At 72.1% G+C, this 15063-nt stretch carries 15 protein-coding genes; 5 read left to right on the top strand and 10 right to left on the bottom strand.

The annotated features are described in order from the left end of the window. Positions 1-28 precede the first annotated feature (28 nt). On the bottom strand, positions 29-781 hold the full coding sequence (locus ACFU8W_RS01520; protein WP_345518603.1) for a LytTR family DNA-binding domain-containing protein: 753 nt from the start codon (positions 779-781) through the stop codon (positions 29-31). 36 nt (positions 782-817) lie between these two features. Between ACFU8W_RS01520 and ACFU8W_RS01515 the strand changes: the two genes are divergently transcribed. Then, on the top strand, positions 818-1522 hold the full coding sequence (locus ACFU8W_RS01515; protein WP_384031200.1) for an anti-sigma factor family protein: 705 nt from the start codon (positions 818-820) through the stop codon (positions 1520-1522). On the opposite strand, the gene ACFU8W_RS01510 is transcribed toward ACFU8W_RS01515, so the two are convergent. The 9 genes from ACFU8W_RS01510 to ACFU8W_RS01470 all read right to left on the bottom strand — a co-directional run bounded on the left by ACFU8W_RS01510 (position 1515) and on the right by ACFU8W_RS01470 (position 11003). Next, complete coding sequence (locus ACFU8W_RS01510) at positions 1515-2375, bottom strand: Fpg/Nei family DNA glycosylase (protein WP_384031198.1); 861 nt, start codon at positions 2373-2375, stop codon at positions 1515-1517. The two genes, ACFU8W_RS01515 and ACFU8W_RS01510, sit on opposite strands and share 8 nt — an antisense overlap. A 42-nt stretch (positions 2376-2417) precedes the next feature. Then, positions 2418-3272, bottom strand: a complete 855-nt coding sequence (locus ACFU8W_RS01505; RefSeq protein ID WP_384031196.1) for an amidohydrolase family protein — start codon at positions 3270-3272, stop codon at positions 2418-2420. Position 3273: 1 nt separating this feature from the next. Beyond that, the gene (locus ACFU8W_RS01500) at positions 3274-3585 is read right to left on the bottom strand and encodes an L-rhamnose mutarotase (RefSeq protein ID WP_358861331.1); all 312 of its coding nucleotides are present in this window, start codon (positions 3583-3585) and stop codon (positions 3274-3276) included. Further along, positions 3582-4571, bottom strand: a complete 990-nt coding sequence (locus ACFU8W_RS01495; protein WP_384031194.1) for an aldo/keto reductase — start codon at positions 4569-4571, stop codon at positions 3582-3584. Before ACFU8W_RS01495 ends, ACFU8W_RS01500 begins: the two co-directional genes overlap by 4 nt. 121 nt (positions 4572-4692) lie before the next feature. Continuing rightward, positions 4693-6102, bottom strand: a complete 1410-nt coding sequence (locus tag ACFU8W_RS01490; protein ID WP_345518593.1) for a wax ester/triacylglycerol synthase family O-acyltransferase — start codon at positions 6100-6102, stop codon at positions 4693-4695. 160 nt (positions 6103-6262) lie between these two features. Continuing rightward, positions 6263-8329 (bottom strand): SpoIIE family protein phosphatase, encoded by a 2067-nt coding sequence (locus tag ACFU8W_RS01485; protein ID WP_384031191.1) that lies wholly within the window; start codon positions 8327-8329, stop codon positions 6263-6265. Between the two features lie 109 nt (positions 8330-8438). Continuing rightward, complete coding sequence (locus ACFU8W_RS01480) at positions 8439-9152, bottom strand: FAD:protein FMN transferase (RefSeq protein ID WP_384032030.1); 714 nt, start codon at positions 9150-9152, stop codon at positions 8439-8441. A gap of 34 nt (positions 9153-9186) precedes the next feature. Further along, positions 9187-9627, bottom strand: a complete 441-nt coding sequence (locus ACFU8W_RS01475; RefSeq protein WP_384031189.1) for an FMN-binding protein — start codon at positions 9625-9627, stop codon at positions 9187-9189. A 23-nt stretch (positions 9628-9650) separates the two neighbouring features. After that, positions 9651-11003, bottom strand: coding sequence for a ferric reductase-like transmembrane domain-containing protein (locus ACFU8W_RS01470; protein WP_384031187.1), 1353 nt, complete (start codon positions 11001-11003; stop codon positions 9651-9653). A gap of 196 nt (positions 11004-11199) precedes the next feature. On the opposite strand from ACFU8W_RS01470, the gene ACFU8W_RS01465 reads away from it, so the two are divergent. The 4 genes from ACFU8W_RS01465 (at position 11200) to ACFU8W_RS01450 (ending at position 15056) form a co-directional block, all read left to right on the top strand. Continuing rightward, positions 11200-11934, top strand: coding sequence for a response regulator transcription factor (locus tag ACFU8W_RS01465; protein WP_384031185.1), 735 nt, complete (start codon positions 11200-11202; stop codon positions 11932-11934). Beyond that, positions 11931-13355 (top strand): sensor histidine kinase, encoded by a 1425-nt coding sequence (locus ACFU8W_RS01460; RefSeq protein WP_384031183.1) that lies wholly within the window; start codon positions 11931-11933, stop codon positions 13353-13355. The genes ACFU8W_RS01465 and ACFU8W_RS01460 overlap by 4 nt, the downstream gene beginning before the upstream one ends. A 280-nt stretch (positions 13356-13635) precedes the next feature. Continuing rightward, on the top strand, positions 13636-14550 hold the full coding sequence (locus ACFU8W_RS01455) for a YndJ family protein (RefSeq protein WP_384031181.1): 915 nt from the start codon (positions 13636-13638) through the stop codon (positions 14548-14550). Further along, the gene (locus tag ACFU8W_RS01450) at positions 14547-15056 is read left to right on the top strand and encodes a DUF1990 family protein (RefSeq protein ID WP_384031179.1); all 510 of its coding nucleotides are present in this window, start codon (positions 14547-14549) and stop codon (positions 15054-15056) included. Before ACFU8W_RS01455 ends, ACFU8W_RS01450 begins: the two co-directional genes overlap by 4 nt. Positions 15057-15063 lie beyond the last annotated feature (7 nt).

Raw genomic sequence — 15063 nt, 5'->3', positions numbered from 1 at the left:
GAAGCTTTCGGACCTGGGTAGTCCCTGGTCAGCGGCCGGTCTGCCGCATGAGCAGATCACGCAGGGCGCGGGTGTGTCGGCGGCTCACGGCAAGCGACGCGGTGCCGATGCGGACGCTCATGCTGCCCGCGTCGAGCCGCAGTTCGTCGATCCGGCCGAGGGCGACGAGATGGCGGCGATGAATGCGGACGAAGCCCCGCGAGCGCCAGCGTTCCTCCAGGGTGGTGAGGGGGATCCGGACGAGGTGGCTGCCGCCCGCGGTGTGCAGCCGGGCGTAGTCGCCCTGCGCCTCCGCGTACGCGATGTCGTCGATCGGGATGAACCGGATCACTCCGCCCAGTTCGACGGCTATCTGATCGGCTGCGGTGTCCTGGAGGGAAGCGGAGCGGTCGCCGACCTGTTCGGCGACGCGGCGGACGGCTTCGGCCAGACGTTCGCGACGGACGGGCTTGAGGACGTAGTCGACGGCCTTGAGGTCGAAGGCGTGGACGGCGAACCCTTCGTGGGCGGTGACGAAGACGATGAGCGGGGGCGCTGCGAACCCGGCCAGCAGCTGGGCGACATCGAGTCCGGTGAGGCCCGCCATGTGAATGTCGAGGAAGACGACATCGATGGCGGACGGGTCGTCGGGACCGGCGTCGACGGCGCTGCCGATCCGGCGCAGCGCCTCGGTGGCCCCGGTGGCGCCTTCGGCGCTGCGGATGCGAGGGTCGGCACGCAGGAGGTAGAGCAGCTCCTCCAGGGCGGGTGCTTCGTCGTCGACGGCGAGTACGCGCAGCATGAGGCCGGAGTGTAGAGCGTGTCCGGTGGTGTTGGCTTGAGTGATTCACGGGTGCGTTCCGTACCGGACTGCATGCGCACCCCGGAACCTCATCGCCATGTCGGCGCCTATGCACTGGGCGTGCTGAGCGCTGCCGATGCCTTCCGCTTCGAGGAGCATCTGGCGCAGTGCCCGTTGTGCGAGATACGGGCGGCGGAGTTCCGCGCGGTGACGGCCGTGCTCGGGGAGTACGCCCGGCGGACGCCGCCGGGGGTGGATCCGGTGGTTCGGGCGGGTCCCGAGCTGGTGCGGCGGGCGGTGGGCGCGGTGGTGGCCGAACGGCGCAGGAGCCGCCGCAGACGTCTGGCGCTGGTGGCCGCCGCGGTGGTCCTGGCGGTGGGCGCGCCGCTCGGGGTGATCGGCGCATCGGCTGGGCCTGCCGGAACGGTGCAGGCGCAGCGATGGGCGGCGACGGACCGGGCCACGGGGATGGCGGCCGTGGTCACGGCCAGGGCGAAGGAGTGGGGCACGGACGTCGGTCTGGAGGTGGCGCGGGGGCCGGAGGCGGGGGTGTGCGCGCTGGTGGCGGTCGGGCGGGACGGCAGCGAGGAGACGGTCACCACCTGGTCGGTGACCGGGCCGGACGAGGAGACTCTGACGGTGCACGGCGGGGCCGCGTTGCGCCCGGCGGCCATCGACCGTTTCGAGGTGCGTGCCGCGGACGGGCGGCAGCTGCTGGCACTCACCCGCCGCCCTATTTGAGGAGTCGGGAGAGGCGACGGTCGGCCAGTGGTCTGCCGCCGGTCTGACAGGTCGGGCAGTACTGGAGCGAGAAGTCGCTGAACGAGACCTCCCGGATGATGTCCCCGCAGACGGGGCACGGTTCGCCCGTGCGGCCGTGGACACGCAGCCCGCTCTTCTTCTCCGCCTTGAGCTTCCCGGCCGCCACTCCGCTGGAGCGTGCGACGGCGTCGCGGAGGGTGGTGCGCAGGGCCGTGTACACCCGGGTGATGTCGTCGTCGGTGAGGCTCGCGGCGAGTGTGAACGGAGACATCCTCGCGGCGTGCAGGATCTCGTCGCTGTAGGCGTTGCCGATGCCCGCGATCAGGGACTGGTCGCGGAGGGCGCCCTTGATCCGGCGCCGTTCCCCGGCGAGCAGTGCGGCGAACGCGTCCCGGTCGAAGGAGGCGTCGAGCGGGTCGGGTCCGAGGCGGGCGATGCCGGGCACCTCGCCGGGGTCGTGCACGAGGTGGACGGCGAGGCGTTTGGTGGTACCTGCCTCGGTGAGGTCGAAGCCGTCCCCGCCGGTGAGTACGGTACGCAGCGCCAGAGGGCCCTTGCCCGGGCGCGGCAGGGCGGCGGGGAAGCTGTCCTTCCAGTGCAGCCAGCCCGCCCGGGCCAGATGGGTGATCAGATGCAGCGGGCCGACGCCGATGTCCAGGAACTTGCCGCGCCGGGCGACGCCGGTGACCGTGCCGCCTTCCAGGGCGGTGAGCGGTGGGTCGTACGTCTTGAGCACACTGACGGCGAGCGGCAGGACGCGGGCAATCTCCTTGCCGGTCAGGTTCTCGTCGAGAAAGACCCGCAGCGCCTCGACCTCCGGTAGTTCAGGCATGGCTCCCAGGATGCCGCAGCCCGCTGCGCCCTGCCACCGCCCTCAGAGGCCGTAGGTCCGCTCCGCGGTGGTCGCGAAGACCGCCGACCGCTCGTCCGCGCCCAGTCCCTCGGTGAGGGCGCGTGCGGCGTCGACGACCTCCGTATAACTCGCCGCGAGCCGGCAGACCGGCCAGTCGGAGCCGAACATCAGGCGGTCGGGCCCGAAGGCGTCGAGGACGGTGTCGGCGTACGGGCGGAGGTCGTGGACCGTCCAGGAGTGCAGGTCGGCCTCGGTCACCAGGCCGGAGAGTTTGCAGACGGTGTTGGGCCGGTCGGCCAGCGCCCGGACGTCTTCCGCCCAGGGGTGCAGGCTCCGGGTGGCGATGGGCGGCTTGCCCGCATGGTCGAGCACGAAGGTGAGTTCCGGCAGCAGCGCGGCGGCCCTGACGGTTGCGGGCAGCTGGTGGGGCTGGACGACCAGGTCGTAGACGAGTCCGGCGGCGGCCACGGCGGACAGTCCGCGCTGCACCTCGGGGCGCAGCAGCCACTCGGGGTCGGGCTCGCCCTGGACCTGGTGGCGGATGCCTACGAGCCGGTCACCACCGGGGAGTTCGCGCAGGGCGGCGAGGGTGTCGGCAATGCCGGGCGCGGTGAGGTCGGTCCAGCCGACGACCCCCGCGACGAGGTCGTTGCCGTCGGCGAGGGCGAGGAACTCGGGGGTCTCCTCGGGGACGGTGACGGTCTGGACGAGGACCGTGGCGTACACCCCGGCGGCGCGGGCCTCGGGCTCCAGGTCGGTCAGGGTGAAGGTGCGCCGGAGCGGGGCCAGTTCCTCGCCGGTGATCCACTCCTGGTCGCGCACCGACAGGTCCCACACGTGGTGGTGGGCGTCGAGGATCCGTTGCCGGCCGGTCATGTCACAGCTCCCAGGCGACGGGGAGACCGGCTTCGACGCCGTCCGACGAGTAGTCGTGGGCCACGTCGAGGAGTTCGTCCATCCGGGCCTGCCAGGCGACGTTGACGGGCAGCTGCTCGAGCTCGGCGAGAAGCCGGGCGTAGTCCTCGCACTCGATGACGTGGAACAGCTCGGTGCCGCTGCGCCAGATCGTCCAGGAGGTGGCGCCCGCAGCGCGGATTGCCGCGGTGAGCTCCGTGGGAACTTCGCGGTGCGCGGCCTCGTACTCCTCGATCCGGTCGGCGCGGACCTTGGTGTGCAGGGCGATTCTCATGGCCGGTGTCCGTCCTCGGTGAGCAGGCCCTCGGCGCGCAGTTCGTCCCAGAGGGCGTCGGGGATCTCGCGGGAGAGCAGGTCGGCGGCGTCGCGCATCTCGTCGGGCGAGCGGGTGCCGACGAGCACCGTGGCGACGGCGGGGTGGGCGAGCGGGTAGTGCAGGGCGGCGGCGCGCAGCGGTACGCCGTGGCCCTCGGCGACGGCCTTGATGCGCAGGGCCCGGTCGAGAAGGGTCAGCGGGGCGGCCGCGTAGTCGTAGGTCGCACCGGGGCGCGGGTCGGCGAGCAGTCCGGAGTTGAAGACTCCGCCGACGACGACGCTGCGGCCGCGTGCGGTCGCCTCGGGCAGCAGCTCGGCGAGCGCGGACTGGTCGAGCAGGGTGTAGCGCCCCGCGCAGAGGACGGTGTCCACGTCGGTGTCGCGGAGGAAGCGGGTGAGCATCGCGGTCTGGTTCATGCCCGCGCCGATGGCTCCGACGACGCCTTCCGAGCGCAGCTTCTCCAGGGCCGGGTAGGCCTCACGAAAGGCGGCTTCGGCGTGGTCGTCCGGGTCGTGCAGATAGGCGATGTCGATGCGGTCGAGACCGAGCCGTTCGAGGCTGTCCTCGATGCTGCGGCGTACGCCGTCGGCGCTGAAGTCCCAGCGGCGGCGGTGGGTGGCGGGCACGGCGAAGCCTTCGGAGAGGCCGTCGTACGAGGCGATCGGGTCGGCCGGGACGGGGTCGAGCAGCCGGCCGACCTTGGTGGAGACGACGTAGGAGTCGCGCGGCCGCTGACGCAGGGCCGCGCCCAGCCTGCGTTCGGAGAGGCCGAGCCCGTAGTGCGGTGCCGTGTCGAAGTAGCGGACACCCTCGTCCCAGGCGGCGTCCACGGCGGCCGCGGCCTGGGCGGGGTCGACCTCACGGAAGAGATTGCCGATGGCGGCGGCCCCGAAGGACAGCTCGGTCACCTCGACCGCACTGGTTCCCAGCCTGTTTCGCCGCATGCCGCTGCCACCCTCACCGATGATCGTTAATTCCTGCACAACGAATATTCATCGGATCACTTCGGCACGTCAACACCCTCGGCCCCACGAACTACCGCGCCGCCGCCAAAATCTGTCCGATCTATCGGGCCCGTTGGGAGGGTTGACCGACCGGCAGCAGGGCGAGCAGCTCGCGCAGCTCGTCCTCAGCACAACGGGCCAGCCGCTCCAGGTCGGGGACCGCCTTGCCGTCGGCCACCAGGCCGATCTGCACCCGGCCGCCGTACGTGGACAGGGCGATGGCCAGTGACTGCCCGCGCGCCAGCGGCGCCATCGGGTAGACGGCCCGCAGCGGGCAGCCGCCCAGCGAGAGCGCCGAGCGTGGCAGGGGCACGCTGGTGACCAGCACGTCGAAGAGCATCCTGGCGGCGCCGCCGGCGAGCGGGGCGCCGAAGCGGTGGGCCAGTGAGGGCAGTTGATCGGCGAGCACCGCGACGGCGCCCGCACCCCGCAGCGGTCCGGCGGCCTTGTTGCGGTCCATGGCGGTGCGGACGATGCGCAGCCGCTCCCAGGGGTCCGACTCGGAGACGGGGAGCCCGAGCAGATAGGCGGAGAGCCGGTTCCCGGAGGCCGCACCGGTGCCGGGCCTGCGCCGGGAGACCGGCACGAGGGCGCGCGGGTCGGCGGCCGGCAGCTGCTCGCCGCGCTCCACCATCCAGCGGCGGAGCGCTCCGGCGACGACGCCGAGCAGGACGTCGTTGGTGGTCCCTCCCGCGACCCGGCGGATCCGGTGGACGGACTCGCCGTCCAACTCCGCGGTGGCCAGCCGCCGGGTGCCGCTGGAGATCGCGGTGAGCGCGGGGGCGCCGCGCAGATCGAGGCGGCTGGCCCGCACGACGGAGGCACCGACCCCGAACGCCCGCGAGAGGTCCTCGATCCGGCCCAGCGCGAATCCTGCCACCTGGCGCGGCCCCGGCATCCACGAGCGGGGCGGGACCGGGCGCGCCCGGCGGGCGCTCGCACCACCGCGGGCGCGGGCTCCGAGGGAGGCGATCTCGTCGAAGATCCCGGCGCCGATGGCGACGGCGCGCATGCCGTCGGCGAGCGCGTGGTGAAGCTTGACGAGCACGGCGAAGGGACCCTCGTCGGCGCCGGAGATGACGTACATCTCCCAGGGCGGCAGCCCCCGCTCCAGCGGCCGCTCCATCAGCTCGCCGGCGAGCCGGGTGGCCCCGGCCATGAAGCCGCCGTCCGGCGACTCGTCGTCCCGGGGCAGCAGCACACGCTGGACGTGACGGAAGACGTCGAAGTCCTTGTCGGCGGACCAGGCGGCGCCGCCGACCGGCAGCAGGACGTCCCGTACGCGCATCCGCAGCCGTGGGATCGCCGCGGCGCGGGCCCCGAGCAGCTCCACCACGGCATCCGCGGTGACGCCCGGCGCCGGGGCGGGCGCCGGCGAGAAGACGGCGAGCGCGCCGAGGTGCATGGGGTGCGCATCGGTTTCGAGGTGCCAGAAAGCCAGATCGAGAGGTGCCAGTAGTTCAGTGCCCAACGGTTCCTCATGTCATCGAAGACAAAGATTGCCGGAGTCAACGACTGCCGCAGTCGCAGTCAATCGCCCGCGATCGGTTACGGTCAAGTACATACATGTTACTTTCTGTTACTGTCGGGTAGTCCGCATCACGCCCGTCGGCGTCAACCCTCGCCACATGTCACTCGCCCCTCGGGACGATGAACTCGCACCACACGCACTTGCCGCTGCCGCGGGACTCCACCCCCCAGGCGTCCGCCAGCCGGTCCACCAGCATCAGCCCACGCCCGGAGACGCCGGACACCCCCGCGTCGCGAGGGCGCGGCAGCGCGCTCGACCGGTCCTCGACATCGACCCTCAGCCGCCGACCGGGCCCGGCGAGCACCCGGACGGTGACAATCGCCCCGCCGTCGGTGTGCATCAGCGCGTTGGTGATCAGTTCATCGGCGGCCAGCTCGACCTCGTCCGCCCGGACCTTCGCACCCCAGGCCCGCACCGCCGCGCGGATCATGTGCCGGGCCGAGCTCAGCGCCTCCGGATCGTTCTGGGCGACATGCTGCTGGAGCCGGCCGCCGGGCTGCGGTGCGTAGGCGGCTTCGCGGCGCAGCAGCAGGACCGCCACGTCGTCCTCGCCGCCCCGCTCGTCGACCGTTTCGCACAGCTGGTCGGCCAGTCTCTGGAGGTCCTGCGACCCGCCCCGGATCACGGAGGTCAGCAGCTGCATGCCCTCGTCGAGATCGGCGCCCGGCAGCTCCACCAAGCCGTCGGTGTACAGCACCATCGTCTGGTCGGGGTCCAGCTCGACGGTGCTGACCGGGTATTCGAGCCGGCCGAACTCGGCCGAGAGCCCCAGCGGCAGCCCTCCCTCGGCGGGCAGCCTGCGGCAGCTGCCGTCGACGTCGCGTACCAGCGGCTCGACATGCCCCGCCCGAACGAGCTGCACCACCCCGGTGGTCAGGTCGACCTCGGCGTAGGTGCAGGTCGCGAAGCGGTCGGTGTCGAGCTCATGGAGGAAGACGGAGGCGCGGGCCATGACGGTGGCCGGGCTGTGCCCCTCGGCGGCGTAGGCGCGCAGGACGATGCGCAGCTGTCCCATGATCGCTGCCGCGTCCGTGTCGTGGCCCTGGACGTCGCCTATGACGGCGCCCACCCGGCCACCGGGCAGCGGAATGACGTCGTACCAGTCGCCCCCGATGTCCCGCCCGAGTCTCGCCGAGCGGTACCTGACGGCGATCTGCGCGCCGGGCACATCCGGGACCCGCCGCGGCAGCATGGCCTGCTGGAGCCCCTCGGCGAGGTCGTGCTCCTGCTCGTAGAGCATGGCCCGCTGCAGGCTCTGGGCGATGGAGCTGCCGAGGGCGACCAGCAGATTGCGTTCGTCGCCGGTGAAGCCGTCCTTGTCGCCGTAGAGGAGTCCGAGGGCGCCGATGGGGCGGGCCTGGGCGATCAGCGGCAGATAGGCGGCGGAGGTGATGCCGAGGTCACTGATGTGCGGCCACAGGATCGGGTACGAGGTGGCGAAGTCCTCGGCGGACTCGATGAAGCGGGGCGCGAGGGTGCGGACCACTTCACTCATCGGGTACGGCTCGTCCGTACGGGTGTACCGGGTGCCCGGCACGAAGGACCCCTCGGGCCCGTCGGCCACCAGATGGATGCGCCCTGCCTCGATCAACCCCATGACGAGGCTGGTGGCTCCGAGCAGGACCAGCCCCTGGGAGTGCTTGAGCACGTCGATGACGTCCCTGACGGTGCGGGCGTGGGCCAGGGCGGCCGTGGCGCCCTCCACCAGCCTCGTGCGCCGGCGCCGCTCCTCGTCCTGCTCGTGGCGGACGGTGGAATCGGCCAGCTCCTGGGTGGCGTCCCTGACTATGCCGATGATCCGGCGCGGGCGGCCGGTCTCGTCACGGCGGATGAAGCCCTGGGTGTGGGTCCAGCGCATCGCGCCGTCGCGCCGCAGGATCCGGAAGTACGCGCCGTAGTTGCTCTCCCCGCTCTTGAGTGCCTGCGAGACCAGTGCATCGATGCGCACTCTCTCGTCCGGCGGCACACGGGGGGAGAGGCTCTCCGGCCGGTTGTCGTATTCATCGGCCCGCAGCTCGAACACGTCGAGCGCGGGCCGGTCCATGTGCATGAGTCCGCTGTCGAGGTCCCAGTCGAAGCTGCCCATACGGTTCAGGGCGAGGCTGAGATCCGGGTGGGCGGGCCAGTCATCCGGGAGTGACAGGGCACCCGCTACCCGATCGTCCATATGCGACACTTTGCCATTGATTGCCCGATTCCTCGAATGATCCCGTCCGCCGGACGGCGGGGCGAAGCCCTTCCGTGAGCAGGTCTGGACCCACGAGTGGTTGTCGCGGCTACCAGCCGAATCCGCTGGTGCGCCACTCCCGGCCGTCGGGTGTGACGGCGAGCGCCTCGTACCCGTCCAGCGACTCCAGCCAGCCGCGTGCTCCACCTCCCATGGCGAACGCAGCCGTGGCAAAGGCGTCCGTCAGGGTCAGCGCCTGCCCGACCACGGTGATCGACGCGAGGCCCAGGGCCGGTGTACCGGTGTGCGGGTCGAGGATGTGCGCGCCGCGTTCGGCCGTTCCGGAGGTGGCGACGGCCAGATCACGCCCGGTCACCACGGTGGCCAGCGCCCCGCGGCGCAGGGGGTGGGCGACACCGACCCGCCAAGGAGCGCCGGGGGCGGCCTCGCCACGCAGCTGAAGGTCGCCGCCGCCGTTCACACAGGTGTTGTGCGCGCCGCTCTCGTACAGCAGCTGCGAGGCGGCCTCGACCGCCCACCCCTTGACCAGCCCGGAGGGATCGAGGACACCGCCGGGTGTGGCACTGAACCAGCCCCGGCTGACCCGGCTGACATCGCCGCACAGGTCCAGGACCTCACGGACCTCAGCCGGACACGTGGTGAGCCGGGACTCACCGCGGCCGAGCCGGCTGATGGCACTGTCCGGACGGTAGGTGGAGAACACCGCGTCGATGTGGTGCAGCCCGCGCACCGCATCGTCCAGGGCGCGACGGATCGCAGGGGTGGGCCGGTCCCTGATGTCGAAGGAGAACACCGTGCCCATCACGTGCTCGACATGGCGCAACCCGTACGCACGATCAGCCACCGGCCCGGTCCAATGCGCTCTGCAGGGACTCCATGTAGCCCTGACTGGTGTAGCTGGCTCCGGAGACGGAGTCGATGTCCGCGCTCTGGGCACCGAGCGCCTCCTGGGTGAGCCGGGGCAGCGCGAACGCGGCGATCTCCTGGTCGCGGCCGTTCTCATCGGGCGCCCGGAGCACCCGCACGGCGGTGAGCTTCCCCTTGACGAGGGTGGCGGCGACCTGCACCGGTCCGTACCGCGTGTCGACCGGATCGCCGTTGAACGTGCCCGTCGCGGTGGTGGCGCCGGGCGGAGCACCGGTCGACGTGCGTGGGGAGACCGTGGTCGCCGCGCGCCTGCTCGCATCGAGGAGACCGGGAGCCTGATGCGGTTTCAGGGACAGCAGGACCACGACCAGGGCACTGGTGCCGGTGGTGGTGAGGACGGCTCGGCGCATGCTGGTTCTCCTCGGGGCACTCATCAGAACGCGAACGACTCGTGGTGGATGCGGCGGCGGGGCACTCCGGCGTCGCGCAGGGCTCGGATCGCCGTCTCGGTCATGCCGGGCGGACCGCAGAGGTAGACGTCGTGCGCGGCCAGGCCGGGGACCAGACGGCTGAGAGCCGGTGCGGTCAAGGGGGTATCCCCGTCTACGACGTAGTGGACCGTGGTGCGGCGGTGTGCGGCGATGGCGTCGAGTTCGGCGCGCAGCGCCAGGTCCTCGGTCCGTCGCGCGCGGTAGACGAGGGTCACCGGTCCGGGCAGCGTCTCGAACAGGGTCCGCAGCGGAGTGATGCCGACTCCGCCGGCCAGCAGCAGCACCTGGCGGGCGGTACGACGACGCGCGGTGAAGCTCCCGTACGGCCCCTCGGCCCAGACCCGGGTGCCGGGTGCGAGACGCGCCAGCGCGGCGCTGTGGGCGCCGCCGACCTTGACGGTGATCCGCAGATGGCGGGGGTGGGCGGGCGCGGAGAGCGAGTACGGGTTGGCGGTCCACCACAGGCCTCGGGTGAGGAAGCGCCAGCGGAAGAACTGCCCCGGCTCCGCTCCCAGCTCGTCCAGGCGCTCGCCGGTGAGGTGTACGGAGACGACGCCGGGGGCTTCGGTGTGGACGGCGGTCACCGTCAGCCGGTGCCTCAGTCCGCGGCGTACCGGGACCACGAACCGGTACCAGACGACCAGGGCGGCGGCGCCCAGGTAGAGGGCGTACCACGCCAGCTGCGCGGGTCGGTCGCCGACGAAGTCGGCGCCGTCGGAGAGCTGGTGTCCGAAGGCGAGGAAGATCGCCAGATAGGTGGCGAAGTGGAGGTAGTGCCAGGTCTCGTAACTCATCCTGCGGCGGGCGGCGCGGGCGGAGACGGCACCGGTGAGGAGCAGGAGCAGAAAGCCCGCGGTGCCCTTGAGGAGGTCCGGGTAGTGCAGGACCAGGACGGAGGTCTGGCTCACCACGTCCGTGTGGGCGCTGACGGAGTAGCCCCAGATGACGAGAAGGGTGTGGGCCAGGACCAGGGAGACGGTCCACCGGCCGCCGGCGGCGTGCAGGCGCGCCAGCCGGTCGGTGCCGATGCTGTGGTCCAGCAGGGGGACACGGGCCATCAGAACCACCAGGACCGCGCACGCATACCCGGCCAGCAGCCCGGTGATGCGCCCGGCGTTGGTCAGCCGGCCCGCCGCGCCGACGACGGCGGACGTGTCGATCCACCACAGGGCGAGGACTGCTGCGGCCCCCGCGCAGATGACGGCGGACACAAGATGCGGGGCGAGGCTGCGCGGCGGGCGGCGGTGACGTGTGCCCTGGCTCGCGTACGGCGAGGCGGGGGCTGTGGTGGTCATGGGGCTCCCCTCGTAACGGACCGCTTCGGCGGTCGACAGCGGCAAGCCTCGCAGCGCATCCTCTGCGTACCTTCTGAATGGGCGGCGGCCGCCCCGGTCCGCCGGGATTCCAGAGGGAATGCAGAGGCAACTCAGAGGGAACTCAGAGGCTCCCGGCGGCCCGCCGCCGTCCGCGCCGGGGGATGCTGGACAGATCATGGACAACCACCGCGCACACCCGCCCCTGCACCGCCCCGACGGAGGCCCGGTGCGGGTGCTGGTCATCGACGACGAACCCGATCTGACCGAGGTGCTGGCCGGAGCACTGAGCGGCGAGGGCTGGCAGGTCCGTACGGCCGCGGACGGCGCCTCCGCCCTGGCCACGGCGCGCGAGTTCCGGCCGGACGCCGTCGTGCCGGACTGGATGCTGCCCGACATGGACGGGCTGCGCGTGCTGAGGGAGCTGCGCCGCGAGGCCCGTGAGGTGTGCGTGTTGTTCCTGACCGCCCGCGATGCGGTGGAGGACCGTATCGCCGGGATCACGGCGGGCGGCGACGACTACGTGACCAAGCCGTTCAGCCTGGAGGAGGTCCTCGCCCGGCTGCGCGGGCTGCTGCGGCGGGCGGGGATGGCCAGTGCACCGGGCCGGCACCGGCTGACGGTCGGCGAGCTCACCATGGACGAGGAGGCCAGGGAGGTCCGACGCGGTGGCGCCGTCGTCGAGCTGTCCCGTACCGAGTTCGAGCTGCTGCGCTTCCTGATGCGCAATCCTCGCCGGGTGCTGTCCAAGGAACAGATCCTCGACCGGGTCTGGGCTTACGATTTCGGCGGCCGTGCCCATGTCGTCGAGCTGTACATCAGCTATCTCCGCAAGAAGATCGACGCGGGCCGCACTCCCATGATCCATACGGTGCGCGGACTGGGGTACGTCCTGAAACCGGATCCGTCATGAGGCGGCCGCCCCCGCACACGCTGCGCGGGCAGCTCACCACCGGGCTCGTCCTGCTGCTCGCCGCCGCATGTCTCGCGGTCGGACTCACCACCGTCTTCGCCCTCCAGGGCTTCCTGGTGCGCCGACTGGACCAGCAACTGACGGCATCCGGCGGCAGGTTCCCCGCCAGCCTGGAGCACGAAGCCGCGCGGGACGCCGACAACCGCCCCGACTCGCGGGGCCAGGCCGACTCCACCTTCGGCGCCAGGCTGCTGAACGGCCGGGTGACCCAGGCCGCCGTGGTCGATGAGCAGAACGTCCGCAAGGTGCCGTTGACCGCCGACGACCGACGCACGCTCGCGGCCGTGCCCGACGACGGGGAGGGCCGGAGCGTACGGCTCTCCGCGCTCGGTGGCTACCGGATCGCGGCCGTCACCGGCGACGACCGGGATGTGCTGATCACCGGACTGCCGCTGCACCCCGTGGAAGAGACCCTGCACCGGCTCGAAGCGGTCGAGGGGGTCGTGTTCGGCGCGGCCCTGCTCGCCACCGGGGTCGCCGGAGCCCTGTGGGTGCGGGTCTCCCTGCGCCCCCTGCAACGCGTCACGAAGCAGGCGGTCGGCGTGGCCCGGCTACCGCTGGCCAGCGGCGAGGTCGCCATGCCCGACCCGCTGCCCGTCACCGATCCTCGCACCGAGGTCGGGCAGGTCGGCACCGCGTTGAACCGCATGCTCGGACATATCGGGGACGCGCTCGCCCGGCGGCAGGCGAGCGAGGAACGGCTGCGGCACTTCGCCGCCGACGCCAGCCACGAGCTGCGCACACCCGTCGCCAACATCCGTGGCCACGCCGAACTCGCCCTGCGCCACCACGGCCCCGTGCCCGCCGGGGTCCGGCACGCCCTGGAACGTATTCAGTCGGAGTCCGGGCGGATGAGCCACCTGGTCGACGATCTGCTGCTGCTCGCCCGCCTCGACGCGGGGCGCCCCCTCGACCACGAACCGGTCGATCTGACCCTCCTCGTCCTCGACGCGACCGACGACGCACGGGCCGCGAGCCCCGGCCACCGCTGGCTCCTCGACCTCCCCGAGGAGCCCGTGACCGTCACCGGCGACGCGCACCGTCTCCAGCAGGTGATCGGCAATCTCCTCGCCAACGCCCGGGTACACACCCCGGACGGTACGGAGGTGACGGTGCGGCTCCGGGCGGCGGCCGCCGAGGTCCGGCTGGCCGTCACGGACAACGGGCCGGGCATCCCCGACGCGCTGCTGCCGGAGATCTTCGGGCGCTTCGTCCGCACCGACCCCAGCCGCTCAAGGGCCACCGGCAGCACCGGACTCGGCCTGGCCATCGTCCGCGCGGTGGTCACCGCCCACGGCGGCACGGCAGATGTCGTGAGCCGGCCGGGACACACGGCATTCCGGGTGTCCCTCCCGCGCTGACCCGGGATCCTCGCCAGCCCCCGCCATCCCTCGTCGAAGTAGGCGTACGGCGCCACGGAAACGCCCTCCGCGACGGCCCGCTCGTCGTCCTCCGAGGCGGCCGGATCGAGGTCTCCCGCGCTCAGTGAGTGCATGGACCAGACGGCGAAGCCGACGTGCTGCCTCCTGCGGTGAGCCCGGTCACCCGCTCCCCCGCCACAGCCGTCTTGAACGCGTTCAAGAAAACCTCTAGGGTCGGCACGGAAGGCTACTTGAACGCGTTCAAGGCGGGGGATGCGGCATGTCCGTACTGGTCGACACGATCGTGATGCTGGGCATGCTGGTCGTCGTACCAGCCGGTCTGCGCCTGACCGGCGCGCCCGAGCTCGACCGGATCCGCCGCCTGTGGCCGCTCTTCGCCGCACCCGGCGCCGTGTCGCTCTGGCTGCCGCGCGGCGGCCCGGCGACAGCCCTCGCCACCTGCTACGCACTCGGGGCCGCGCTCCTCGCCCTGCACGCGCCGCCCCGCCTGCTGCGTACGGTCAGGTCCACCACAACCCACCGCGCCGCACCAGCGGAAATCGCGCTGCTCACCGCCCTGGTCACGCCGTCGGTCGCCGCTCTCGCCCTGGTCGCCGAGCGCTCCGGGCACACTCTTTTCGGCTTCGGGCTCGGCATCCTCGCCCTGACCGTGCCGCACTTCCACTTCGCCGGATTCGCCGCCGCCCTGGTCTCCGGACTCGTCTGCCGGGTCACGGACAGTCCCGGAGGCCGGTTCGCCGCGCTGAGCGTGCCGCTCGGCACCCTGCTGGTCCTCGCCGGATACTTCATCGGGGACTGGGCGGAGCTGGCGGGGGCAGTCGTTCTGACGGCCGGGATGTGGACCGTCGCTCTGCTGACCTGGCGCACGATCCGTGGCCGTGGGCGGGACCGGGTCACCCGGCTCCTGTTCGGCACCTCGGCCGCCGTCCTCGTGGTGACCATGGTGCTCGCGCTGAGCTGGGCGCTCGGTGAGGCGACCGGACTGCCCCACCCCACACTGACCTGGATGGCCGCCACACACGGCCTCGGCAACGCGCTGGGCTTCGCGCTCTGCTCGGTGCTCGCCTGGCAAAGGCTCCGGAACGGCGTCGGCTCCACCCGTACCGCCCCGACCCGCACCGTCCCGTTTCTCACCGACCCATTTCCCACCGACCACGGAGGCAGGACGTCATGAGCACCCTCACGTACCCGGAGGTCGGGGCCACCCGGCTCGGCCCGCTCCCCGACGGCTACCACCATCTCCACCACCGGGTCGCGGTGGGCCGCGGCCGGGCCGACCTCGAGGCGGCGGGCGCAGCCGTCACCGGCTGGCACATGCACCGCAACTCCGGCGCCCGGGTGCGGGCGTCGACGGCCCGCGCGGAGCCCGGAACCTCCGTGCAGGTGTCGATCGGGCTCGGTCCGTTCCGGTTCGCCGCGCCGTGCGAGGTCGTCTGGACCGCGTACGAGAAGGAACGCATCGGCTTCGCGTACGGGACCCGGCACAGGCACCCCGAGCGCGGCGAGGAGTGCTTCGTGGTGGAGCTGGCGGACGACGGCACGGTGTGGTTCACCGTGCTGGCGTTCTCCCGTCCGGCCCGGTGGTACAGCAGGGTTGCGGGCCCCCTCGTGCCGGTGCTCCAGCGGTGGTACGCACGCCGGCTCGGCACCACGCTGGGACGGATCGTGTCGGAGGGCTGAAGCGCCC

The sequence above is a fragment of the Streptomyces sp. NPDC057565 genome (assembly GCF_042801455.1).
In the GTDB taxonomy this organism is placed as follows: domain Bacteria; phylum Actinomycetota; class Actinomycetes; order Streptomycetales; family Streptomycetaceae; genus Streptomyces; species Streptomyces yanii.
Note: the sequence above shows the minus strand (reverse complement) of the source record. Positions and strands in the feature narration are given on the sequence as shown.